The organism is Paenibacillus sp. ALJ109b, assembly GCF_010747435.1.
In the GTDB taxonomy this organism is placed as follows: Bacteria; Bacillota; Bacilli; order Paenibacillales; family Paenibacillaceae; genus Paenibacillus; species Paenibacillus taichungensis.
The window spans coordinates 101952-124852 of the sequence record NZ_JAAIFP010000025.1 but is presented as its reverse complement, the minus strand read 5'-3'; the positions used below and the strand labels follow the sequence as shown (position 1 = coordinate 124852).

Genomic DNA, 22901 nt, shown 5'->3' with positions numbered 1-22901 from the left:
AGTCATGTTTTTATTGCAAACGTTTTCGATATCGTATGACCAAGGAAACTGGAGAGCGAGGCAAGGATGAAGATGAATAATTCAAGTCAGAATTTGTCAGGGCAATGGAAAGTACAGCATTTCGAGGTTGGGGAAAAGCGGGCCATGGATGTTGCAGCTGCAGCGCTCGATGATCGATTCTGGATCGGAGCGGAGGTGCCAGGGGATGTGCACACCGCTCTGGTAGAACGCAGCATCATTGATCCGCCCTACTATGGGCATAACGATGCCAAGAGTCGATGGATCGAGCAGAAGGAATGGTGGTATCGTACTAACTTCAACCTGGTGAAGGATGGGGAAGCAGAGGAGTACTTTGAGTTAGTATTCGACGGGCTGGATACGTTCGCCACCGTATATATGAACGGACATGAAGTGGGGCAAACGGCCAATATGCTCATGTCCCACACTTTCGATGTGTCGACATTGGTTCGTCATGGCTGGAACGTCATAGCGGTCAAGTTCGACCCCCTTTATCTACATCATAGAGACAAGGAAACGTTTGACTGGTCTTCGTATACGAAGGAACGGCCCTGGTTGCGCAAAGCTGCGATGAATTTCGGTTGGGACTGGGGTCCACGGATGGTCACCGTAGGAATTTGGGGAGCGGTACGTCTTGAAAGACGAACGATTGCGAAACTGGAGAACGTATTTGCACGTACCGAATCCGTGAGTAAGCAGCAAGCGGCTGTCCATGTCACTGTGGATGTGAAGTCTGTATTGTCTTTTCGTAGCAGACAGAAACGTGAAAAACCTGTGGCTTTGTCATGTGATATCCGTTTACTGGATGCGAGTGGTCAGGAAGTGGTACGGTCTGCTGAAGTCGTTGTGGAAAATGGTCTCGCAGATACAATACTAAAATTGGATTCACCGCAATTATGGTGGACGCATGATCTGGGTGAACCTTACTTGTACAGGCTGGAAGTTACTTTATTTGCGGATGGAGTGGAAGTGGATCAATACAACAAGCCATACGGTATACGAACCATTGAACTGGCGCTTCATAATGAACAGGGTGAGGATGCGTTTACGTTTATCCTGAACGGAGTGCGTGTGTACGCGAAAGGTGCTAACTGGATTCCGGCCGATCATCTAATTGGCGCCATCCCTGCCTCCCGGTATCGTGAGCTGATCGAGTTGACCGTAGAAGGGCATATGAATATGCTACGTGTCTGGGCAGGCGGTATATATGAAAAGGACGTCTTCTATGATGAATGTGATCGGCAAGGCGTACTGGTGTGGCAGGATTTTGCTTTTGCCAACGCCTTATTCCCTGATTTCAATCGGGACTTCATGAACAATGTACGGGATGAGGTTGAAAATAATGTCCTGCGCCTGCGCAATCGTGCCTCACTTGCACTTTGGTGTGGCAATAACGAAATTGACTGGCTCTATGACATGAAGTCCGCCAATGGAGATATTACCAGCCCCTTCTATGGAGAGCTGATCTACCATGAGCTGATCCCGGAAGTTCTGGAGCGGCTGGATTCGTCTCGTCCATACTGGCCTTCCTCACCGTATGGGGACAGTCTCGGCAATGATGCCAATGATCCGGATGTGGGGGATCGTCATAACTGGCAGGTATGGCATGGTTCGGTCTATCCACGAAAACACGGCGAGCCGCCCCTGCTGAATTACAGTATTGAGGGCGTGACTTTCAAAAACTATAAAAAAGATAATGCTCTGTTCAGCAGTGAATTCGGCATGCACGCCTCGGCCAACCGCTATACACTGGAGAAAAACATGCCTGCAGGGCAATTTTACTGGGGCAGTCCCGAAATGGCCTATCGGAATAAGGATACCAATCATCAGAAAGGCATTCTTCTGATGGAAGGATATACGGGCATTCCGCAAAATATCGAAGAGTACATGAACTACTCGATGCTGACACAGGCGGAAGGATTACGGTATGGCATTGAACATTTCCGGCGGATCAATCATCGTAATAGTGGAGCCCTTGTGTGGCAGCTGAATGACAGCTGGCCAGGCACAAGCTGGTCCATGATTGACTACGAGCTGCTGCCCAAGGCCTCCTTTTATTACGGAAAAGTATTCTTTCATCCGATACTGCTGTCTCTGGAACATGAACCGGGTGAGCCGCTTACGTTATGGGTTGTGAATGATACACGGGAGACCCTGAAGGGACAGCTTCGACTTAATGTGTATGGACTGAATGGGGAAAAGGTGTATTCCAGTTCGCATCATGTGGAGACAGGCTCGCAATCCGCTACTCGTATTGCAGAGCTGAGCGAAGCGGAAGTATTGGGAGGCAGATTGGCGGAAGAAGTAATGGTTGAATTGGTAGCCGAAGGTTTCACTGCACGGCTGAATCGATATTTCTTACGTGATCCGAAGGATGTTAACCTGCCTCAAGCGCAGCTCAGTGTGCATGTGAACGAAGAGGAGCAATCCGTATCGGTTACGGCCATTGGAGCAATTGCACGGTTGGTGAAGCTCGAGCTACCCCTTGGTCGTGTTCGTTTCAGTGATAACTATTTCGATCTTCTCCCTGGTGAGAGCCGTACGGTGAGATTGCGTCATCCCGAGAAGCTGTCTCTGCCTATGACTGAGCTACGGGTAAGCGCTATGAATGGTAGTGAAGCCTGATCCCTAATTATTTTTCAAAAGCTTTTGGGAATCTGATTCACAGATGGTGACATTCGGGTTAGTCACAACATAAGCAAACAGCCGATGCTTCCCCAACTGGGAGTCATCGGCTGTTTGTTGATTACGCGGTGCTTGAATACACACATCATTATTGAAAAGATTCGTACCGCTGCTGGAACGAAGACTCCATTTCCAGTTGCCTAGCCAACTGTTGCTTCACTTTTTCTCCACGTCTGGCCTGCAGCTCTTGCAGTCGTTCTGTAGAAGTGAATTGATCGGCGGCCATATCAATGAGTAACTCAGCGAGCACGTCTGCATCTTCCAATGCTGCATTCAATCCAAAAGCGCCTGTTGGAGTCATCGTGTGAGCGGCATCACCAAGCAAGACCACGTTGTCCTGCGCCCATAATTCGGCGAAACTGCTCTCTACGGATAACAAAACAAAATCACTCCATGTCTGGATATGTTGAGCTACCGAATCAGCGAGACAGGGGAAGGCCGCCACGAGTTTCTGTACAAAGGGAGCAAAAGGCTGTTCACGCAACTTGGAGAAGGACCCTTGCGGAATGTTCCATCCAATCTGCACGTATCCTCCGAATTGTGAGAATAACGCCAACTGCTGACCATCCATACTGGCCATTCGAACAGCAGGTTCCCAGCCTGCTGGAGCAGGAATGCGAGCCCATAACAGGTCGTATCCATGTTTGCGGATATCCGGGGTCAGACCAGCGTGTTTGCGAACAGCTGAATATCTGCCATCTGCACCAACAATTACCGCTGCTTCAATGGAAGCAGGCCGTCCTTCTTGCCGAATGTTGATGCCAACCGTATGGTCAGCCTTATTCCGTAATAATCCAGTCATAACCGTATTATAAAGAACTTGTTCGTTTCCCTGGTGCTGTGAATGTGACACGATGACTTCCAGCAGATGATCCTGCGGCACGTGAATGCCTACATGGGATTCTTGCTCTCCAGGGAAAATGGTGTGGATGATCTGACCGTTCTCCCAGTATTGAATTTGCTCCAGGGGCAGCACGCCACGCTTGGTAACAGAAGAGTATAACCCATGCTTATTCAATACGTTTTCACCATCTGCATTAAGTACTTCGCCACGAAACGACTTAAGCAGATGCGGCTGGCGCTCGATCAGAATGGTGGATATTCCCTGCTGTTTCAGCAGGAATGAGAGTAGGGCCCCTCCAGGGCCAGCTCCCACAATACAAACGTCAGTTTTTAAATGCGTATTTTGATTCATGTGTAAAATTCCCTTGCAATATAATGGATGAATATCGTATTACTTTATAATAACAGATTTATAAAAATCATTAAGTAACTAAAAGTAACTTTAAAGATATACGTTATTATAAACAAATTCAATCCAATATTGCAACAGAATCATTCTATTTCTATACAGGAAGGGGAGTTCAAGCCTGCGGTATTGCTTTTCAGCTTATGAGCGCAGGCTTGATAAGAACAGCAAAAATTTCTTTTAAGGGAAATACTCTGATTTCTATGTGATCAGTCGGTTGGTTATGCGAGCCACACGTTCTCCCAGAGCTTTACCTAGTGCTATGCCCTGTTCGCTGAGCAGATCATCACTGTCCACCGGGCAAGTCACCCCAACACCGTAATAGGAGCCATATAATGCATTATCTGCAAAGTTCCCAGGTAGCCCGGTAATAATCATGCCCTGATGGAGCATCGGTGTCAGCAAATGAATCAACGTTGACTCCAGTCCACCATGCTCGGTCGCGATGGTACAGAACACCGCACCGACTTTGTCTACAAGCTTGCCCTCTGCCCAGAGGTAGCCCAACTTGTCGATCCACTTTTTCAACCCGGAGCTGATGGAGCCAAAATGTCCGGGGCAGCCCCAGATAATGGCGTCCATTTCCACCAGCTTGTAGATGTCGGCTTCTTCTGTGGAATGCAAATGAACGGTTGCACCATGCACACTGGCTGCGCCAGCAGCAATCGATTCGGCAAGCGCTCGTGTATGCCCGCCTTCACTATCGAAAACAATATAAATGTTCATTGCTTGATTCCTCCTTGTGTGGTTATCTGTTCATGCTATAAGGTAGCTTGTCACATGAAACCGCAAAATAAGCATGAACTTTACAGACAAGTAGAGGGTTCTGGGAAACAAGCGCATTTTTCACAAACAAAATAGTACAAATATGTTACAATATAAGGTAGGTTATGATCAAAGGTAGGAGGAACGTTTATGAGCCCGGATACGGAGCGAAACTCTCAATTGGCAAATGTGGATCAATTGTTGGAGGCCTTCTTCAGATATAAAAATAAAGTATTGGATCAGCAGCAAAAGAATGAAACAAACTGCAAATTGAATCCGACGAAAAGTCATATATTGGGCATGATTTTACGTGAAGAACGCTGTATGGCTGTGGATGTGGCCAGACAACTTAGTCTATCTTCAGGAGCAACCACAATTGTACTGAATCAACTGGAGAGCGAAGGTCTGATTCAGCGGGTACGCAGTGAAGAGGACCGAAGAATTGTATGGTTATCCTTAACGGAAGATGGGCAGCAGCTTGCAAAAACGTTAATTAATAATCGCGGTCGAATGACGTGGGAACTTTTGCAGGCGCTTACGGAAGAGGAACAACTGCAGATGTTTGGCATGCTGAAGAAAATTGAGCTGAAACTGTTAGAGAAAATGAAAACGTTGGAACAAACGCATCGCTAAATATTTGGGATGTAAAAAGCCAGCCTTCAAGAAAGAGCCCGTTTTGGGACTTGAATCTTGAAGGCTGGCTTTTAATTTTTCCAGTCAGAGATGGAAGCGTTGAATGTGATCGGTCAGACCTTCCTGGATCAGAATTTCCTTCTGTTTTTTACCGAGCAGGTCAAAATGGGGAAAAGGCTGACGCCGATGGATATAACGTGGGTCGAGTTCATGCTCTCTACACCAATCCTCAAGCCGTTTCAGATCCGAACAGCCTACCTTGGTCACACTGGTAATGCCCGGAAAACGATTGTCGATCCAGAAATGAGTGAGATAGGCAAGGTCGCCACGAGATACACGTTCTTTCCACTCGGCCAGTTCCTGTCGTTTAATTCCAAATGCCATAGACACCAAGTTCCTTTCCAAACGGGTATTGTCCTGAGCATATTGTAACATCTTATAAACAGAACCAATCAGAAATCTGCAATCGGACTGTTGTCCATTCGCATTAGACGGGGATTGAATATGACAACATTTTTATAATAAACTTTGGTTTATGCTAAAATAAGGCTATACAAAATGGTTTTCACCACTTCATTTTTCGGAAAGGGATTGTCATCATGGAACTATTTATCGCCGTGCTTGTTTTGCTGGTACTGATCGGTTTATCGAATATTTTGAACCGGTTTGTACCCTTTATCCCCGTTCCGTTGATTCAGATTGTTCTCGGTGTAGCCATTGCACTATTACCTGCGGGTGTGCATCTGCCACTGAATCCGGAATTGTTTTTCGTGCTCTTTATCGCTCCGTTGCTGTACAACGACGGGAAGCGAACACCGAGGCACGAGCTGTGGAATCTAAGAGCACCCATCCTTTTGCTGGCCCTGGGCCTTGTATTTGTTACGGTTGTCGTGGCAGGATATGCCATTCACTGGCTCATTCCAACCATTCCGCTTCCTGCGGCTTTTGCACTCGCAGCAATTCTGTCCCCGACAGACGCTGTGGCAGTAGGCGCTATGGCAGGTCGTGTGCATTTACCCAAGAGCATACATAGGCTTCTTGAGGGAGAAGCATTGATGAATGATGCATCCGGTCTGGTTGCATTCAAATTTGCGATTGCCGCCACGGTTACAGGGGTGTTTTCCCTGGCTCAGGCGTCATTTAGTTTTATACTTATCGCGATTGGCGGGTTGCTGATTGGTGCCTTGTTATCGTTCTTGTTGATCCGATTGGGTGTCTGGATTCGGCGTCTGGGGATGGAAGATGTCACCATTCATATGTTATTGCAAATTCTTACGCCCTTCGTCATCTATCTGGTAAGTGAAGAGGTGGGTGTTTCGGGCATTCTTGCGGTCGTCGCAGGCGGGATCATTCATGCAATTGAGCGAGACCGGACCGAGTCCGTACAACTGAAGATGCAGGTGGTATCTGCCAGTACCTGGTCAGTTATTTTATTTATTTTGAACGGGTTGGTCTTTGTCATTTTGGGGGTACAGATCCCGGATGTACTGAGTACCATCTTCGAGAATGTCTCGTTTGATAACCTCCAAGTACTCGGCTATGTGGGCCTCATTTCAGTGCTATTGTTGGTGCTTCGTTTTGTCTGGATCTATTTGTTCTGGAAAGGTAATGAAAATTCCGGTGAGGCGTTGTCTAGCGGGAAGCCTCGGCTGAAAGAAATTACGATCATTACTCTTTCGGGTGTGAGAGGGGCTGTAACACTGGCGGGGGCCTTCTCCATCCCGTATGTTCTCCAAGACGGGTCTCCTTTTCCGGAAAGGGATCTGATCATATTCCTGGCGGCAGGTGTGATTCTGTTCACTCTGATTGCTGCAAGTGTGTTCCTTCCTATTCTTGCGAAGAACGAAGAAAAAGCGGAGGAAGGTACACCGCAAACGACGGAACGAAAAGCACAGGATATTATGCTGAATGCTGCCATTCGTGCAGTGAAGTCGGAAATGAATGACCAGAACAAAGCTGCTGCGCTTGCAGTTGTTTCCGATCTGTCGAAATATATCAGGCAGGCGGCTGGCGAGCTTACTGCCGGTAAGCGCAAGGACATTTTGAAACAGGAAACAGCAATTAATCTCATCGGTACGCGGGCTGAACGTAAGGAAATTGAGAATATGATGGATGAAAATGTAATTGCTTCGGAAGCCGCCTTTAGATGTAACAGCTGGTTGGACCGTAAGGAAATGATGCTTGCGAACCGCACCAATACCCAAATGATGTTCTCACTCAGTGAAATTGTGCGAGTATTTGGACATGTGTTTACGAATCGATCACAGAAGCCGGATCAACCATTCATGATTGAGAATGCGGACCTGTTCCGTCAAGTGAAGATGCGTACCTCCGAAGCAGCAATCAAGGCAATTCGTGCTAACATGAACGATAGCAACCGGATTGTGGCTCTGTCGGTTATCTCCAGATATGAACGGGTCATTGCCAAATTACGCACCTGGAACCAGGGCAAAACGGAAGATCCATTTGATCAGGAAAAGCTGGAATTGCAAATGGTTGCGATGCAGGAGCAGCGCAATACCATACAGCAGCTATACGAAAATGGTGAAATTAATCGCGATGTGGCTGCAAAGCTCCGTCGATTCATTAATGACGTGGAAGCCACTGCGCTGAAAAACACCTAATCCGACAAACCCTATATTTTAAATATGCTTAACCCTCTGATATAATATATGTGAGTTACCAACGCTCAGAAAAGGAGATGGATGAGACATGGCAGAACAACGTACTCGCTTGGGCAAAACCGATCTGATTGTTAACCCGATTGGATTGGGGGCAAATGCAGTAGGAGGACATAACATCTATCCGAACATGCTGAATGATGAGACAGGCAAGGATGTCGTTCGTACGGCTTTGAAACAGGGCATTAACTTTTTGGATACTGCTTTCATCTATGGACCTGAGCATTCAGAACGGTTAATTGGTGAAGTGCTGAAAGAAACGGGTCAGCGCCAAGATACCATCATTGCAACGAAAGCTGCACATAAATTCGTGGATGGCAAGGTAGTTTTTGATAACTCACCTGCTTTCCTCAAAACCTCGGTAGATGAGGCATTGGAACGTCTGCAGACAGATTACATCGACTTGTTTTATATTCATTTCCCGGATGAACGTACACCGAAGGATGAGGCTGTAGGGGCGCTGAAACGTTTGAAGGACGAAGGTAAAATCCGTGCCATCGGAGTTTCTAACTTCTCCATTGACCAGTTGCGTGAGGCGAATCGGGATGGAGATGTGGATGTACTGCAGTCTGAATATAATCTGTTCAAAAGAGAAGCGGAGAAAGAATTGCTGCCTTATACGGCAGAGCATGACATTTCTTTTGTACCTTACTTCCCTCTGGCAGCAGGTCTGTTGGGAGGCAAATATAATCGTGATACAACCTTTCAGGATGGGCGGGCGAAGAACCCGTTATTCACAGGGGAAGCCTTTATTCAGAATCTGGACAAGGTGGAACAACTACGCAGCATTGCACAGTCCAAGGATGCTGAGGTCGCACATCTCGTTCTGGCCTGGTATCTGACTCAGCCGTCCATTGATGCGCTCATTCCTGGTGCCAAGAAACCGGAGCAGGTCATCAACAATCTGAAAACACTGGATGTTGAGCTCACAGCTGAGGAAATTGCAGTCATTGATCAAATATTTCGTTAAATAGTTCTGGTGAATCGGGAAATGCTAACAGGGAGTTTACGTTTGAAGATAAAGAGAGGACATAAACATGAACCTGAAGGCAGCCCGATGCATCGGATTGTGTGCGCTTGTTTTTTTGCTTGGAAGTAGCTCTGCCTACGCCAAACCTGTGCAGAAGAATCGACAGTATTATGAGGAACGGGGAGAGATTGTGTGGGAGGTTCCCACACATGATAAACTCATCGCACTGACCTTTGATGATGGGCCAGATCCGGTCCAGACCCCGCAGATTCTGGCTTTACTCGAGCAGTATCAGGCCAAAGGCACTTTTTTTGTGCTTGGCAAATGGGCGGAAAAGTTTCCAGACCTGATTAAGCAGGAGCAGCGGGAAGGACATGAAATCGCCAATCATACGTATGCACATACGTACGCGGTCAGATCAACAAGGGCGGATAAGTACAGCCACGAAGTGAACACAGCGGAGAAATCCATTGTTGGAGCAGGGGCGCATCGTCCAACGTTGTTTAGACCCCCGGGAGGTTACTACAATGACATGGTCATTCAGGTCGCCAAGCAGCAAGGCTATACGATTGTGTTATGGTCCTGGCATCAGGACACACGTGATTGGGCTTCACCAGGTGTATCCGCCATTGTGAACAAAGTGCTGAAGAACGCACGTAACGGGGATATTGTTCTGTTTCATGACAAGGTGGAGGGCAAGTCCCAGACGGTTGCTGCGCTAAAAACGATTCTGCCCAAGTTGCAGGAGCAAGGTTATCGTTTTGTAACTGTATCGGAACTGCTTGCCGTTAAAGCGAGAGAGGCTGCCAAGGATGACAATTCATCCTTACCACAGCATCCATAGTGCAAGCCAAAAACCGCACGTCTCTGGATTGAAGAGACGTGCGGTTTTTTATTTTTCCTTTTACTAATTAAAGTTTGCTAATCTGATCTGTGTGATACAGGGTTGTATATAGAGTATAGGTTTGCCCAAGGCCATTTTAGCGTTCAGGCTTTACTTTACGAGGGCGGGAGCGAGCCCGCCGCAGGAATAACGACAGAAACAGACCAATGATTGAAATCCAGGTCGCTACAATGAAAGCATCATTAATGCCTTCAATCGTTGACGTCTGAACAGCGATACCATAGAGCTGCTGTAATGCAAGGCTTGAACCTTGTTCAGGCGGCATTCCAGCCGCAGTAGCCATCTGCGTGCCGAGTATACCCACTTGTTCTGTCAGTGCGACATTGGTTGTGGTCACGGTGTTGCTGTAATCGGCCAAATGAATACCTGCACGTGTCGCCATCACGGTGATGAGCAGGGCGGTCCCGATCGAACCAGCGACCTGTCTGACCGTATTGGACATGGCCGTTCCATGACTGGTGAGATGAGGCGGCAATTGATTTAACCCCTCTGTCTGTACAGACATCATCAGCATGGACATGCCGAAGCTACGAAACGTGTATAACATCATGATGTGACCATAGGGCGTCTCCCCCGTCAATTTGCTAAACTCAAAGGTTGAGATGGCGGTAATGATTAAACCGACAATGGCAAGCGGGCGAGAGCCAATCCGGTCAAACAGCGCTCCTGAGATGGGAGACATAACGCCCATTAGCAATGCCCCAGGCAGCAGCAACAACCCGGATTGCAGGGGAGAGAATCCCCTTATATTTTGCAGATAGATCGGTAACAGCAGCATTCCGCCAAAGAGTGCCATGTTAATCGTTGCACTGACCAGCGTTGAGATGGTGAAAATATCGTATTTGAATACACGAAATTCCAGCAGAGGGTTCTTCATGGCCGTTTCTCTGAGTACAAAGAAGACGATGAAGAGCACGCCGATAATCAGTGTCAACAGCACAGTTGCACTGGTCCAGCCTTTATCTCCGGCAGAGCTGAATCCATATAGCAGAAAGCCGAAACCGATGGTGGAGAATAAAGCGCCAAAACCATCAAATTTCGGCGAAGTAAGTTTGGACACATTTTTCAGCCAAATAAAGGCAAACAAAATATCTAGCAAGGCAAGCGGGATGACCATATAGAACAGAATCCGCCATGTATAATGTTCCACGATCCATCCAGATAAGGTTGGGCCAATGGCCGGTGCAAACATCATGGCAATGCCCATCGTGCCCATGGCAGTTCCCCGTTTCTCAGGAGGGAAAACAGTCAGAAACACGTTCATAACCAAAGGCATAATAATACCCGCCCCACTGGCTTGTACGATACGACCGATGAGCATGACCGTAAATCCAGGACTGATGGCACAGATCAACGAACCTAACGTAAACAACAGCATCGCAGTCACGAATAATTTGCGGGTTCCGAACGACTCGATCAAGTAGGCGGTAATCGGAATGAGTACCCCGTTCACCAGCAAATAGGCTGTGGACAGCCACTGCACGGTCGTTGCTGATACGTTAAAGTCATTCATCAGATGGGGGATGGCTACATTGAGCAAAGTCTGGTTCAGAATGGCGATAAAGGCGCCGAGCAGCAGGACAGCGATGGTTTTCCCAAGAGGTACTTGATTCTCCATCAGCAGCCTTAGATATGAACGCGCACGGTAGCGCTCATGCCGGGAACCACACCCAGTCCTTTATATCCTTCGATCGTAATGATGATCGGGATGACTTGTGTTACTTTGGTGTAATTCGCATTGGTATTGGACGACGGCAGCAGCGAAAAGGAGGACGCAGTGGCAAGTCCGATCTGGTCTACTTTGCCTGTCAATGTCGTGTCCGGAAAAGCATCGACATATACATCGACGATCTGACCCGCTTTAATTTTATCAATCGCGGTTTCATCCACATTGGCCGTCACGTACAGGTTATTGAAATCATAGGCCCGTGCGAGGGGTGTACCCGCAGATACTAGTGAATTTTCGACGGCGGTCTGTTGTACAATGGTGCCATCAACAGGCATTGTCACGGATGTTGATTTTCCCGCAGCGGTGACGGTGGCAACGGTATCGCCTGCATTAAATGTTGTACCTACCTTGCCTTTCCAGGATCGAAGCTCACCGCCTACTGCGGAAGCCACGGAGATCGGCTGCCCGGTAACAAGCGCATTATCGGTTTTAACGTAGCTGGTGGATTGGTTGTAATAGTAGATCCCGGCGGCCCCGGCTCCCAAAATCACCAGTATAACAATGATATTGATCAAAATGGCACGTGAATTCATGCTGATCATTCCCTCCTCAATTCGGTTTCCTGTAAACATTCTCTTCGCTAGGTGTTGAAAGTCTTCTGCTGACAATCCTGTTTGGAGCATTCCCGCTACTTTGTCGCTCTATACGAAACAAGATGAAATATTATTCGCAGAATAGGGCACCAATATATTGATTAAAGCTGCCTACAGGCGGATGATAAGGAGGATGCTCATATGTTGATCATTTTGGCGGTAATCGTTGTTATTGGGGTTTTGTTTCTGATGATTTATAACTCCAGATCGTCCCGCAAGGCTGCAGAAGCACGAGCTTCCAAAATAACAGAGGTGGATGAAGGGCCAGTCCTGCTGCATGAAGAAGACCAAGCCCGGAAGGAAGACCGAATTTACGCAGAGGCAGAGCATGCAGAGGTTTTGGGACATGGGGATCCTAGGCAAACGGAGATTCACCAGATGGATTCTACATCGGAAGTGACCCCTTCACCACAGAAAAGAGAGACGCAGACTACAGACGGTGATCAAGCTTATCGTCAAGCATTGCTTCATTTCCGTAAACCTGCCGAAGTGGAAGACGAAACGGTGCTGACGGAGACAAAAGAACCTGAAAAGAGTGCAGATGAAGTCTATCGATCAGCTCTGAAAGTAATGAAAAGCAAATCTTCTGATCCCTCTCCAAAGCGAAAATAACAGTTCAGTTATGCTTTTGAACATGGGACATGGCTTTCGTTTTCAATCCAAAACGTCTACAATAGATGAAGCTTTGTGAATTATGGCTACATGACATGGAATACGTTGAAGAGGAGAGAGAAAACCATGAATGGACAACAACGAGTAAATATCAAACCAGGTCTTGAAGTGGATATCGTGCTCAAGCAAGATCAGCCGACAGGCAAACTGACACGCGGTATCGTGAAGGATTTGTTGACCAAATCGCCCACACACCCGCATGGGATCAAAGTGCGTTTGACCAGTGGACAGGTGGGTCGAGTAAAACAAGTCGTTACAGGAGCGTCAGAATGAGCCGCTACCCGAGGGTGTGACATGATTACAACTACGGATGTAATGGCACATCTGGCCTCGGGGAACGAGCGTCAGCAGGATGCTTATAAGGTGTTGCAATCCAGTGGATTGTTGAGCATATTGGCTGCTTACCAGCCTTATCCGGCTGGAACAGTGCCAATTGATATTGATATTCCCGGAAGTGATCTTGATCTATTATGTGAGGCATCGGATCTCGAGGCGTTCGAAACCTTGGTGCACCAACAACTGGGCGGAATGCCGGGTTTTCGATGCGACCGGGGGGATGGCCATGCTGGCCAGCGTCCTTATGTGACCTGTATTGTGGAAATTGGAAACTGGCCTATAGAGATTTTCGCTCAATCCCTATCTGTACGCAGGCAGAATGCTTATATTCACATGTTGGTAGAGTGGGAATTATTGCAACTCTGGGGTGCAGCAGGACATCGGGAGATTCGCAAATTGAAGCTGGAAGGCTGGAAGACGGAGCCTGCATTCGCTGTGGTCCTGGGACTTCAGGGAGACCCTTATGAGAAAATGCTTCATCTGGCCTCAATGAGCAAGGATGAGCTTTGGCAATGGGCACGCTTGCGTACGTCTTTTCAGTTCGAATAGCATGTTTTCCGCAATTAGATTAGAAAGATAGCCACAATAGTAGTAACTGTTAACCCCAACAGTACAGGTTTCAGATTACGGCGTGCCAGTTCAAATGGACTGACTCCGCAAATGGCCGCAGCTGGAATTAAAGCCCATGGAATTAAGGTCCCACCGCCTACCCATATGGCGGCGACCTGACCCAGTGCCGTCAATACAGGTGCGGAATCTGCCGAGCCTGCAAACATGGACGCAATGGAGCCGACCAGGGATATTCCAGAGAATCCCGAACCATCCATTCCCGTGACCGCTCCGGTCACAGTCATCGTTATAGCACCTACCGTATTATTCAATGGCACTAGTCCTGCAAGAGCAACCCCTAAATCATTCACAATACCGTGTGATCCAGCAGGAAGCGGGTTGTTGAACAGTTCTGTGATCGCAGCATCCCCAAGATAAAAGAAAGCGGCAATCGGGATGACAGGACCAAACACCTTGAATCCGAACTGAAATCCTTCAATTAAATAGTTTGTTGTTTCTTCCGGACCTGTATGACGATGTGCGGCAAGTGATACGGCAATCAGAATGAGCACGGCCGTTCCACCAATTAGTGCTGTGGCATCACCGCCTTGTAATTTAAGTAAAAACATCAGAATGACGTCGACTAAGAATAACAATGGGATGATCAGAGCGAATACCTTTTGCAGACGTGGTGGCATTGGTTGACGTTGAACGGCTGGCTCCTCGGAAATCGACGCAGAGTCTGACGAAGCTGGATGAACGGTTACTGCTTCACCAGAGATCGGATCACTGAGTTTAACGGGGGAACCTGACTTCATCTCCTTGCGCAGCATCCAGAATGCCGTTACGGTAGACACCGTCCCCATCACTATGACAAGAGGGATACTTGCAGTCATAACAGCGGTAACGGGAAGTCCAGCTGCATCAGCTGTCAGTTTGGGTGCCCCTTGGATAATGTAATCCCCTGATAAGGCAATTCCGTGCCCGAACAGATTCATGGCAATGGCAGCGCCGATGGGAGGAAGTCCGACTCGTACGGCTACCGGAAGAAGTACAGCCCCAACCAGGGCAACGGCAGGTGAGGGCCAGAAAAACAGCGATACGATCATCATAATGAATCCAATTCCCCAATAGGCGACCTGTGGAGAACGGATGAATCGGGTAAGCGGTGTCACCATGACTTCATTGATCCCCGTCCGAATTAACACCCGGCTCATTGCAACAATGATCGAAATGATAAAAATGGTGCTGAGCAGCTCCTTGGCTGCGTAGATAAAACTGTTGAAGATTCCGGAAACCGATCCGCTTAATGTTTCAGTTGCCAGGAGTCCAATGGTCATGATACCTGCGACACAAATGATGGTTGTGTCTCTACGCCGTACCATGACGGCGATAATCAAGACGATAAAAGCCAGATATACATAATGCAATGGGACGAGTTGAATATTCATCGGACATGCCTCCTTACATCCTTGGTGTCAATCCAAGGAGTGATATATCGTATGCATGTCATCACCGGGCGTTCGTGGAGTATGGAGAAGGATTTTTTTACAGATGGAGAACTAATTAGAGCATGGACCCGCGAACACGTACTGTAAGCCAAGAAGTGCAAGTCACCAGAGTTGACAGTGACAGGTCACGGAACCACATAGACAGATGCAAGCAAGTATGACTACAATAAACATGCTATTATAAGGAAGAAGATGGAAGAAACACAGAGGTATAGCATCAGAACACGGAAGAAATCGTTTGATATTGATAGCGGTTACAAATATGTGCAACAGAACTGAAATCCAGATTAGATAAAAGGGCGGGAATTCATGAACTTCATCCGTTCACTGCGCTTTAAGTTTATCGTGGGTCTGACATTGATCATGCTGCCACTATTTATGCTGCTATATTACAACAACGTATACGCCATGAAAGTTGTACGTGATCAAGTCTCTCTCACCAATATGAATCATCTTGCAAAAAGTGTGGAGCAGAACGAGCGTGTGCTGCAGGAGACCAATCGTTATTTATACAGTCTGGGCGAGCGAGACCCGGACATTATCTCCCTATTTTTTCTCAAATACGGCAGCGGCGATTATATTATTGCCAAACAGCGTATTATGAACAAATTCATGACCGATATCGGATTTTATAATCTGATCGATTCATTTTTTCTGTACGATGCTGTGAATGACGATCTGTTACTCGCTACCTCGGGCAATTATGATGTCAAAATGTCGATTGTGCAGGAGAGCATGCCGGTGCAGATGCAGCAGCTGGAGGGGGAAATCCAGAAGCCAGAGTGGAGCATCGTTCGGGGAGGCACATGGAATGCCTTGGTCAAAACGGTGCGGATCAACGCCCAGTTCTATGCGGGGGCGCTGGTGGACATGAATGCACTGAATCACCCCGAGCAATTCACGGAATCCGGTGACCGGGGAGGTGCAGTTATCGTGGGAGCAGATGGCGGGGCGTTGTCCGATTCAGCCCTGAACTCAGCACAAATCAAATTGGCCGCAGCCCATATCACTGGATTGAATAATCCATACCAGGTGATCTCTGAAGTAACGTCCACAGGCAGTGCACGTCAGTATCTGATGCTTGGCATTCCCTCAGCCATGTCTGAGATGAATTATATTGTCCTGCTGCCTGAGGAGGACATGATGCGAAACCTACCATTTTTTCAGCGGATCATTCGCCTGCTTCCGATCGGTGCAGCGGTCATCTTGATCACAGCTATGATTTTTCTCAGGCAGCTCCTATTCCGTCCAATGAATGTGCTCATACGTGGGATGAGGAGGGTTAGCAGAGGAGAACTTGATGTAAGGCTTGAGACGCCGGCTTCATCTGAACTGGAGTTTGTCACGCACAGCTTCAATCAGATGACAAGTGAGATCCAGCATCTGAAGATAGATGTGTATGAGGAGCAATTACGAACGAGAGAAGCAGAGTTTAAACAATTGCAGATGCAGATCAATCCTCACTTTTACCTGAATTCATTGAATATCATTCATAGCCTGGCTTCGTTGCAAAAGCATGAGTTAGTGCAGCAGATGGCTGGTCATCTGGCAGATTATTTCAGGTTCAGCCTGCGTGCAGGCAAACGTGTCATACGATTGGATGAAGAATTGGAACACATCAGTCATTATTTGGAGATCCAGAAGCTGCGGTTTCCCAACAAGCTGGATTTCGTACTGGATGTTGGAACAGATCTTGGGCAGTATGTGCTGCCGCCCCTAACGGTTCAACCTTTTGTGGAGAATGCCATTATTCATGGCTTTCAGCGTCGCAAAGAACCTTTTGTTATTTGCATAACAGTACGGAAGTCGAAAACGTTATCTGATCCTGAACCATCTTCGGTTCTTCAACTTACAATTACAGATAACGGTGTTGGATTTGAGCAAGACATACTGGAGCGCCTGCAACAGGGGCAATACGCCGAAGATCCGGGTGGACAGCACATTGGCATCTGGAACGTTATCCATCGGCTGCTTGTAAAGTACGGCGAACATGCCGGATTGCAGTTCAGCAATCTGACTGAAGGAGGGGCAGCAGTTCATATTCATATGCCGGCCCAGACGGAAGAAGAAGAAGGGAGAGCCTATGCGGAACCTGTTGATCGTGGATGATGAAGTATACGCCCTGCAAGCGATGGTGGAAGGGGTCGACTGGAGCCTGGCCGGAATTGACCAGGTATTCAGTGCTGGTGATGCGGAAGAAGCGAGAATGCTGATGAAAGCCCATCCCATTGATATTATGATCTGTGATATTGAGATGCCGGGTGAAACGGGACTGGATCTGCAGAGCTGGGTGTTAAAGCATGATCCCGGCATGCTGACGATTTTTCTTACAGGTCATGCCCTGTTCGATTATGCCCAAACGGCAATCAAGCTGAACAGCTTCGATTATGTACTGAAGCCTGCTCCCGCAGACCAGCTGCTCAAGGTTGTGAGCCAGGCAATGGACAAAATCAAGGATGACGAGCAGCGTTCCCGCACCAATGAAGTATATGAGACCGTGTATAAACGCTGGCAAACGCATAAACCACTGTTGACCGAGCGTTTCTGGAAAGACGCCATCTCACAGCGTGTAACCTTAACCCAGCAAAAGCTTCAGGAGCTGGCCGAGGTATATGGAGCCGAGATTGATCCGCAAGTGCGCGTGTTGCCGATTGTCATATCCGTCGAAGAATGGGTGCGAGACTTCGATTTGCGAGACGAGGAGGTGCTGGAATATGCGCTCCGCAATGCTGCCAAGGAAATGCTGCTTGGTGACAAACCTGGGGAGGTGTTTCAGGATCACAGTGGACTAAATATTGTGCTTGCATACGAACAGGACGGTATCATACCTACGGCGAGTGAAATGGCACAAGGATGTCAGAGTTATATTCAGGAGTGCGGTACCTACTTTTATTGCCGATTGTCCTGTTACGTCGGAGTCCCGGTAGCAGTTACAGATTTACAGGGGATGCTGAATGAGCTGATGGACATGGAGCGTCGCAATATCAACGAGCTTGAAGGGGTCTTTATATATGACGAGCAAGGCCGGGAACCGGAGGATCGCTTCTTGCCGATACCGTGGTTTTCCGAGCTATCCATCCTGTTTGAAACGGGGAAGTTCGAGGACCTGCGTGAGCGCGTCGATGAAATCTTTGAGTTACTGGCTGCTCAGGAGCGGCTGTCACCTGAGATTCTGCGCTTGTACTATCATGCGATGCTGCATGTGGTCTACCCGCTGCTTCATCAGAAAAATGTGTCCGTGCGCAGCCTGTATCCTGGCGAAAGGGAGCCGGAGGAAAGTGTAGTAACTCGTTCGTTACCCCAACTGAAGCAGTGGACATCAGACTTGATCAGTCGTGCGATCCCTGTGCTGTATCCGGACGATCACAGTCCTATGACCATTGTGGATCAACTGTGCATTTACATTGAAAATCATATTGGTGAAGAGCTGATGCGTGAAGAACTTGCATCCTTTGCCGGATTCAACCCGGCTTATTTATCCCGCCTGTTTCGTAAAGAAAAGGGCATGTCGCTCTCCGAATTCATTCTCCAGCGCAGGGTAGCCAAAGCAAAGACATTATTGTCCCAATCCACCGTGAAGGTAACGGATATCGCAGGCAAGGTCGGGTATTACAATTACTCTCATTTTACGAAAATGTTCAAAAAGTGCACGGGCATTACACCGCAGGAGTTTCGCAAACAGTCCAGAACGGTACAGATTTGACGCAGCGTGCTGCGTCTTTTGTTTTTTTGTGCCCTAAAGTCATAATTTGATAAGTGAACAGGTCACCACAGCCGATAGTGGACTTGAGCTTCCCGCCGTATACTTGAATCACAGGAGACACAGCGGTGTTTCATTCTGAGGATGAAATTCAAGAGGAGTGAGGGAGAACAAGTTATGAAGACACAACCCCAGGTGGGTAAGGGAGCACGTCTATCAGCTGTACAGGACATCCCGGATGTACCGGTTCGAAAACGAAAGTCTGTCCTGTACAATCTAGGTAAATTCAAGGTTTTGTATCTCATGTTTTTGCCAGGCATTCTGTTTCTGCTGGTGAACAACTATATGCCAATGTTTGGCGTTCTGATTGCGTTCAAAAATGTGAATTATGCCGACGGTATTTGGGGCAGCCCGTGGAGTGGTTGGGATAATTTTAAGTATTTGTTTTCTACCAGCGATGCTTGGGAGATCACACGCAATACGCTCGCTTATAACACCGTATTTATTGCGCTGAATTTATTTGTAGGTGTAGGGCTTGCGATTTTGTTGAATGAAGTGAAGAACAAGGCGATGTCCAAATTGTATCAATCACTCATGCTGCTTCCCTATTTTCTGTCAATGATTGTAGTCAGTTATCTGGTGCTTGCCTTCCTTGGCAAGGATTCCGGATTCATGAACTCGACAATCCTTCAGCTCTTTGGCGGACAGCCCATTGATTGGTATTCGGAACCCAAGTATTGGCCGTATATTTTGCCCTTGGTGAATACATGGAAGAACATCGGTTATTATGCCGTTATTTATCTCGCAGCTGTGGTAGGTATCGATGAGGAGTATTATGAAGCGGCCGTGCTGGATGGCGCGACCAAGTGGCATCAGATTCGCTTCATTACGGTTCCGTTTCTCGTACCGCTGATCGTGGTCATGACACTGCTGCAGATCGGTCGTATTTTCTACGCGGACTTCAGTCTGTTCTACCAGGTTCCACTGGAATCGGGCGCATTGTTCCCGGTCACGAACGTTCTGGATACGTATGTGTACCGTACATTCCTCATCGGGGGCGATATCGGGATGTCCTCTGCAGCCGGGCTGTACCAGGCTATTGTCGGATTTGTACTCGTTCTCGTATCCAATACCATCGTAAGGAGAATGGACAAAGATAATGCATTATTTTAAGAGGAGGCAAGCCAGCTGTGAAATCACGTGATCCATTAGCCGTGTCGCGGCGTTCCGCGTCCGTCATTCACGGTATGTTTATATTCTATGCCATTGCCTGCATCGTGCCGATCCTGCTTGTCTTCGCCATCTCATTCTCGGACGAGACAACGGTTATTGCGAACGGGTATAAGCTGATTCCAGAAAAGTTTAGCCTGACTGCCTATGAATTTCTGTTCAAGGACATGGATCAGATCATCCATTCCTACGGCATTTCGATCATTGTAACCGTGGTAGGTACGATCACGAGTGTGGCACTGACTGCATTGTATGCGTACCCGCTTTCCCGGAGGGATTTGCCGTATCGAGGATGGTTCGCCTTTTTCATCTTCTTCACTATGTTGTTCAATGGTGGTTTGGTCCCTTGGTATCTCGTTTATGTGAACGTGCTGGATTTGAAAAATTCGATTTTGGCACTGATCATGCCGCTGTTGCTGTCACCATTCTTCGTGCTGGTGATGCGTACGTTCTTCGCCAATTCCATTCCGGTCTCCATTCTGGAATCGGCACGGATTGATGGAGCGGGTGAAATGAGAACGTTTACACGTATCGTGCTGCCGCTCTCTCTTCCAGTGATGGCGACCGTTGCACTGTTCAGCACATTGAATTACTGGAATGACTGGTATCTCAGCATGATCTTTATATCTGATAACCGGACGATCAGCCTTCAGTACCTTATGTATCGGACGCTGCTCGATATTCAATATTTAACATCCAACTCCAATGTCTCTTCACAGATTTCTTCCCAGGGCGGATTGCTGAATCTGCCGAATAAGACACTGCAAATGGCGATGGCTGTTGTCGGTATTGGTCCAATCGTACTGGCATATCCGTTTTTCCAGCGGTATTTCATCAAAGGCCTTACGGTAGGCGCAGTGAAGGGGTAACTCCGGCCGGTTAGCGGAGAGGGCAATGGATAAACGAAGATGGACCTGAAAGGGCATATAAAAAAAACAGCAGCGAGTACAGTCATGCCGGAGGGCCGGCAAAGGGAACGGACCTTGCACATTGAGGAACATGGCGAATTGGGGCAAACGGTTGCAAGGTCCAACAAATGACGGGAGGGGTTCACTTGATTAGAACGTTAAAAGTATGGCCGCGTATGGCAGCAGCCGCTATGGCGCTGAGCCTGGTGCTGGCAGGATGCTCATCGGACAAAGGGGGGACGACAACACCTGGAGCCGAGGGCGGCGGTGCAGCAGAGAGTGGGGGCAAGCCCTATGAAGTGACCCTGTATTATCCGGGCACTCCGCAGAAAGATGTGGCGCTGGTTGAGGCCGAGATCAACAAAAAAATGGAGCCCAAAATCGGAGCCACACTCAAGATCAATGCCATCGACTGGGGACAGTGGGATAACAAGCTGAACCTCATGATCTCTTCCGGCGAAAAATCGGACATTATTTTCACGGCTGCATGGCAGAATTACACTGTCAATGTGGCAAAAGGTGCTTTCCTGCCGCTCAATGAGCTGCTTGACAAGTATGGGCAGGATATCAAGAAAAATCTCGACCCCGCCTTCTTGGAAGGTTCCCAGGTGGATGGGGTTAACTATGGTGTTCCTACCAACAAGGAGTTGGCAGCAACACGTGGTGTACTGGTACGCAAAGATCTGGCTGACAAATACAAGCTCGATCTAACCGCAGTGAAAACATGGGTTGACCTGGAGCCGCTGCTCAAAACAATTAAGGAGAATGAACCTGGCATTACACCGTTCTATATGTCCAATACCAATGGTAACGGACTGCTGGAAAACCTGGACTGGGATTATCTTGGCGATGCCTCTGTCCCTGGTGTAATCTCCAAAACAGCAGGTACAACAACGGTGCTGAATGAAGTAGAGACTCCTGAATTCAAGGAGGCCGCCGAGCTTGCACGCAAGTGGTATCAAGCTGGATACATCAACAGTGATGCGGCGACTTCCAATGTCTTTCCAAAAGATCAGGCGAAAGCAGGCAAGGCTTTCCTGTGGACCGATGGCATGAAGCCAGGCAAGGATAAGGAAGAAGAAGGGTATGTTGGATATCCACTGACCCAGATTGAGATGACACAACCTACAATTACAACCGGTGATGCTTCGGGTGCCATGCTGGCGATCTCCCGTTCCTCGGAACAACCTGAGAAAGCCATGCAAGTCATTAACCTTCTGCATTCTGACAAAGAAATCAACAACCTGCTCAACTTCGGTATTGAAGGCACACATTATGTGAAAAAAGACGGACAGGACAACATTATTACCCTCCCGGAAGGGGTAGATGCGAACAGTCGAACCTACAATCCGGGCGCACAATGGCAGCTCGGTAACCAGTTCCTGAACTATCTCTGGGATAATGAAGATCCACAGAAATGGGAAAAGTTCAAGGAGTTTAATGCCAAAGGCGTTAAGTCACCTGCACTGGGCTTTACGTTCAATAGCCAATCCGTCAAAAACGAAATTGCTGCGGTCAACAACGTGAACAAACAGTTCAAACCGGGCATGACCTCGGGTGCAGTAGATCCGAACGAGATGATCCCGAAATATCTGGAGAAATTGAAAGCCGCAGGTATTGATAAAATCATTGCAGCCAAACAAGAACAGCTCGACGCATTCCTATCCAAAAAGTAGACTTGAGTTGCAAAACCAAAGACGTCTTCGGTTAAAAACCGGAGCGTCTTTTTTTATTTGGATCACAAACCATAATAAGGAAAAATATGATA

At 47.8% G+C, this 22901-nt stretch carries 19 protein-coding genes; 13 read left to right on the top strand and 6 right to left on the bottom strand.

Annotated elements, in window-relative coordinates:
- Nucleotides 1-66 precede the first annotated feature (66 nt).
- Entirely contained in the window at nucleotides 67-2643 is a 2577-nt protein-coding gene (locus tag G3352_RS22770; RefSeq protein WP_163760238.1) for a beta-mannosidase, read from the top strand.
- 148 nt (nucleotides 2644-2791) lie between these two features.
- Here G3352_RS22770 and G3352_RS22765 read toward each other — a convergent pair whose 3' ends face one another.
- Together G3352_RS22765 and G3352_RS22760 are read right to left on the bottom strand one after the other, a co-directional pair.
- Nucleotides 2792-3898, bottom strand: a complete 1107-nt coding sequence (locus tag G3352_RS22765; RefSeq protein WP_163760235.1) for an FAD-dependent monooxygenase — start codon at nucleotides 3896-3898, stop codon at nucleotides 2792-2794.
- Nucleotides 3899-4153: 255 nt separating this feature from the next.
- Nucleotides 4154-4678: an NAD(P)H-dependent oxidoreductase gene (locus tag G3352_RS22760; protein WP_053783691.1), complete on the bottom strand. Its 525-nt coding sequence runs from the start codon at nucleotides 4676-4678 to the stop codon at nucleotides 4154-4156.
- 189 nt (nucleotides 4679-4867) lie between these two features.
- Between G3352_RS22760 and G3352_RS22755 the strand changes: the two genes are divergently transcribed.
- Nucleotides 4868-5350 (top strand): MarR family winged helix-turn-helix transcriptional regulator, encoded by a 483-nt coding sequence (locus G3352_RS22755; protein ID WP_076289407.1) that lies wholly within the window; start codon nucleotides 4868-4870, stop codon nucleotides 5348-5350.
- Between the two features lie 84 nt (nucleotides 5351-5434).
- Here G3352_RS22755 and G3352_RS22750 read toward each other — a convergent pair whose 3' ends face one another.
- Nucleotides 5435-5734 (bottom strand): hypothetical protein, encoded by a 300-nt coding sequence (locus G3352_RS22750; RefSeq protein ID WP_163760233.1) that lies wholly within the window; start codon nucleotides 5732-5734, stop codon nucleotides 5435-5437.
- 215 nt (nucleotides 5735-5949) lie between these two features.
- Between G3352_RS22750 and G3352_RS22745 the strand changes: the two genes are divergently transcribed.
- The 3 genes from G3352_RS22745 (at nucleotide 5950) to G3352_RS22735 (ending at nucleotide 9845) form a co-directional block, all read left to right on the top strand.
- On the top strand, nucleotides 5950-7974 hold the full coding sequence (locus G3352_RS22745) for a Na+/H+ antiporter (protein ID WP_163760229.1): 2025 nt from the start codon (nucleotides 5950-5952) through the stop codon (nucleotides 7972-7974).
- 88 nt (nucleotides 7975-8062) lie between these two features.
- The gene (locus G3352_RS22740) at nucleotides 8063-9001 is read left to right on the top strand and encodes an aldo/keto reductase (protein WP_163760226.1); all 939 of its coding nucleotides are present in this window, start codon (nucleotides 8063-8065) and stop codon (nucleotides 8999-9001) included.
- A gap of 67 nt (nucleotides 9002-9068) precedes the next feature.
- Complete coding sequence (locus tag G3352_RS22735) at nucleotides 9069-9845, top strand: polysaccharide deacetylase family protein (protein ID WP_163760199.1); 777 nt, start codon at nucleotides 9069-9071, stop codon at nucleotides 9843-9845.
- Nucleotides 9846-9981: 136 nt separating this feature from the next.
- Here the strand turns inward: G3352_RS22735 and G3352_RS22730 are convergent, their stop codons facing one another.
- A complete protein-coding gene (locus tag G3352_RS22730) occupies nucleotides 9982-11523 on the bottom strand; it encodes a DHA2 family efflux MFS transporter permease subunit (RefSeq protein ID WP_163760196.1) in 1542 nt (513 codons plus the stop codon).
- A gap of 8 nt (nucleotides 11524-11531) precedes the next feature.
- Nucleotides 11532-12167 (bottom strand): biotin/lipoyl-containing protein, encoded by a 636-nt coding sequence (locus G3352_RS22725; protein WP_053783698.1) that lies wholly within the window; start codon nucleotides 12165-12167, stop codon nucleotides 11532-11534.
- Nucleotides 12168-12368: 201 nt separating this feature from the next.
- Here G3352_RS22725 and G3352_RS22720 point away from each other — a divergent pair, with 201 nt between their 5' ends.
- The 3 genes from G3352_RS22720 to G3352_RS22710 all read left to right on the top strand — a co-directional run bounded on the left by G3352_RS22720 (nucleotide 12369) and on the right by G3352_RS22710 (nucleotide 13784).
- Nucleotides 12369-12839: a hypothetical protein gene (locus G3352_RS22720; protein WP_163760194.1), complete on the top strand. Its 471-nt coding sequence runs from the start codon at nucleotides 12369-12371 to the stop codon at nucleotides 12837-12839.
- Nucleotides 12840-12965: 126 nt separating this feature from the next.
- Entirely contained in the window at nucleotides 12966-13172 is a 207-nt protein-coding gene (locus tag G3352_RS22715) for a YwbE family protein (RefSeq protein ID WP_063564738.1), read from the top strand.
- A 21-nt stretch (nucleotides 13173-13193) separates the two neighbouring features.
- Entirely contained in the window at nucleotides 13194-13784 is a 591-nt protein-coding gene (locus tag G3352_RS22710; RefSeq protein WP_163760191.1) for a DUF4269 domain-containing protein, read from the top strand.
- Nucleotides 13785-13798: 14 nt separating this feature from the next.
- Here the strand turns inward: G3352_RS22710 and G3352_RS22705 are convergent, their stop codons facing one another.
- Nucleotides 13799-15235: a hypothetical protein gene (locus G3352_RS22705; RefSeq protein ID WP_163760188.1), complete on the bottom strand. Its 1437-nt coding sequence runs from the start codon at nucleotides 15233-15235 to the stop codon at nucleotides 13799-13801.
- Nucleotides 15236-15604: 369 nt separating this feature from the next.
- Here G3352_RS22705 and G3352_RS22700 point away from each other — a divergent pair, with 369 nt between their 5' ends.
- From G3352_RS22700 to G3352_RS22680, 5 genes are all read left to right on the top strand, one after another.
- Nucleotides 15605-17404 (top strand): sensor histidine kinase, encoded by a 1800-nt coding sequence (locus tag G3352_RS22700; protein ID WP_163760186.1) that lies wholly within the window; start codon nucleotides 15605-15607, stop codon nucleotides 17402-17404.
- A complete protein-coding gene (locus G3352_RS22695) occupies nucleotides 17379-18998 on the top strand; it encodes a response regulator transcription factor (protein WP_163760183.1) in 1620 nt (539 codons plus the stop codon). Before G3352_RS22700 ends, G3352_RS22695 begins: the two co-directional genes overlap by 26 nt.
- 174 nt (nucleotides 18999-19172) lie before the next feature.
- Nucleotides 19173-20168 carry an ABC transporter permease gene (locus G3352_RS22690; protein ID WP_205525005.1) on the top strand — a complete coding sequence of 332 codons (996 nt, stop codon included), beginning with the start codon at nucleotides 19173-19175 and terminating at the stop codon, nucleotides 20166-20168.
- A 17-nt stretch (nucleotides 20169-20185) separates the two neighbouring features.
- Nucleotides 20186-21094 (top strand): ABC transporter permease subunit, encoded by a 909-nt coding sequence (locus G3352_RS22685; protein ID WP_163760180.1) that lies wholly within the window; start codon nucleotides 20186-20188, stop codon nucleotides 21092-21094.
- A 185-nt stretch (nucleotides 21095-21279) separates the two neighbouring features.
- Nucleotides 21280-22809: an ABC transporter substrate-binding protein gene (locus G3352_RS22680; RefSeq protein WP_163760177.1), complete on the top strand. Its 1530-nt coding sequence runs from the start codon at nucleotides 21280-21282 to the stop codon at nucleotides 22807-22809.
- Nucleotides 22810-22901 lie beyond the last annotated feature (92 nt).

What these genes read in the sequence shown, in the direction of transcription:
- G3352_RS22745 (WP_163760229.1), top strand. Translation starts at nt 5,950, where the DNA reads ATGGAACTATTTATCGCCGTGCTTGTTTTGCTGGTACTGATCGGTTTA.
- G3352_RS22720 (WP_163760194.1), top strand. Translation starts at nt 12,369, where the DNA reads ATGTTGATCATTTTGGCGGTAATCGTTGTTATTGGGGTTTTGTTTCTG.
- G3352_RS22700 (WP_163760186.1), top strand. Translation starts at nt 15,605, where the DNA reads ATGAACTTCATCCGTTCACTGCGCTTTAAGTTTATCGTGGGTCTGACA.
- G3352_RS22705 (WP_163760188.1), bottom strand. Translation starts at nt 15,235, where the DNA reads ATGAATATTCAACTCGTCCCATTGCATTATGTATATCTGGCTTTTATC.
- G3352_RS22690 (WP_205525005.1), top strand. Translation starts at nt 19,173, where the DNA reads ATGAAGACACAACCCCAGGTGGGTAAGGGAGCACGTCTATCAGCTGTA.
- G3352_RS22730 (WP_163760196.1), bottom strand. Translation starts at nt 11,523, where the DNA reads ATGGAGAATCAAGTACCTCTTGGGAAAACCATCGCTGTCCTGCTGCTC.
- G3352_RS22755 (WP_076289407.1), top strand. Translation starts at nt 4,868, where the DNA reads ATGAGCCCGGATACGGAGCGAAACTCTCAATTGGCAAATGTGGATCAA.
- G3352_RS22765 (WP_163760235.1), bottom strand. Translation starts at nt 3,898, where the DNA reads ATGAATCAAAATACGCATTTAAAAACTGACGTTTGTATTGTGGGAGCT.
- G3352_RS22750 (WP_163760233.1), bottom strand. Translation starts at nt 5,734, where the DNA reads ATGGCATTTGGAATTAAACGACAGGAACTGGCCGAGTGGAAAGAACGT.
- G3352_RS22735 (WP_163760199.1), top strand. Translation starts at nt 9,069, where the DNA reads ATGAACCTGAAGGCAGCCCGATGCATCGGATTGTGTGCGCTTGTTTTT.
- G3352_RS22725 (WP_053783698.1), bottom strand. Translation starts at nt 12,167, where the DNA reads ATGAATTCACGTGCCATTTTGATCAATATCATTGTTATACTGGTGATT.
- G3352_RS22770 (WP_163760238.1), top strand. Translation starts at nt 67, where the DNA reads ATGAAGATGAATAATTCAAGTCAGAATTTGTCAGGGCAATGGAAAGTA.
- G3352_RS22740 (WP_163760226.1), top strand. Translation starts at nt 8,063, where the DNA reads ATGGCAGAACAACGTACTCGCTTGGGCAAAACCGATCTGATTGTTAAC.
- G3352_RS22710 (WP_163760191.1), top strand. Translation starts at nt 13,194, where the DNA reads ATGATTACAACTACGGATGTAATGGCACATCTGGCCTCGGGGAACGAG.
- G3352_RS22695 (WP_163760183.1), top strand. Translation starts at nt 17,379, where the DNA reads ATGCGGAACCTGTTGATCGTGGATGATGAAGTATACGCCCTGCAAGCG.
- G3352_RS22715 (WP_063564738.1), top strand. Translation starts at nt 12,966, where the DNA reads ATGAATGGACAACAACGAGTAAATATCAAACCAGGTCTTGAAGTGGAT.
- G3352_RS22760 (WP_053783691.1), bottom strand. Translation starts at nt 4,678, where the DNA reads ATGAACATTTATATTGTTTTCGATAGTGAAGGCGGGCATACACGAGCG.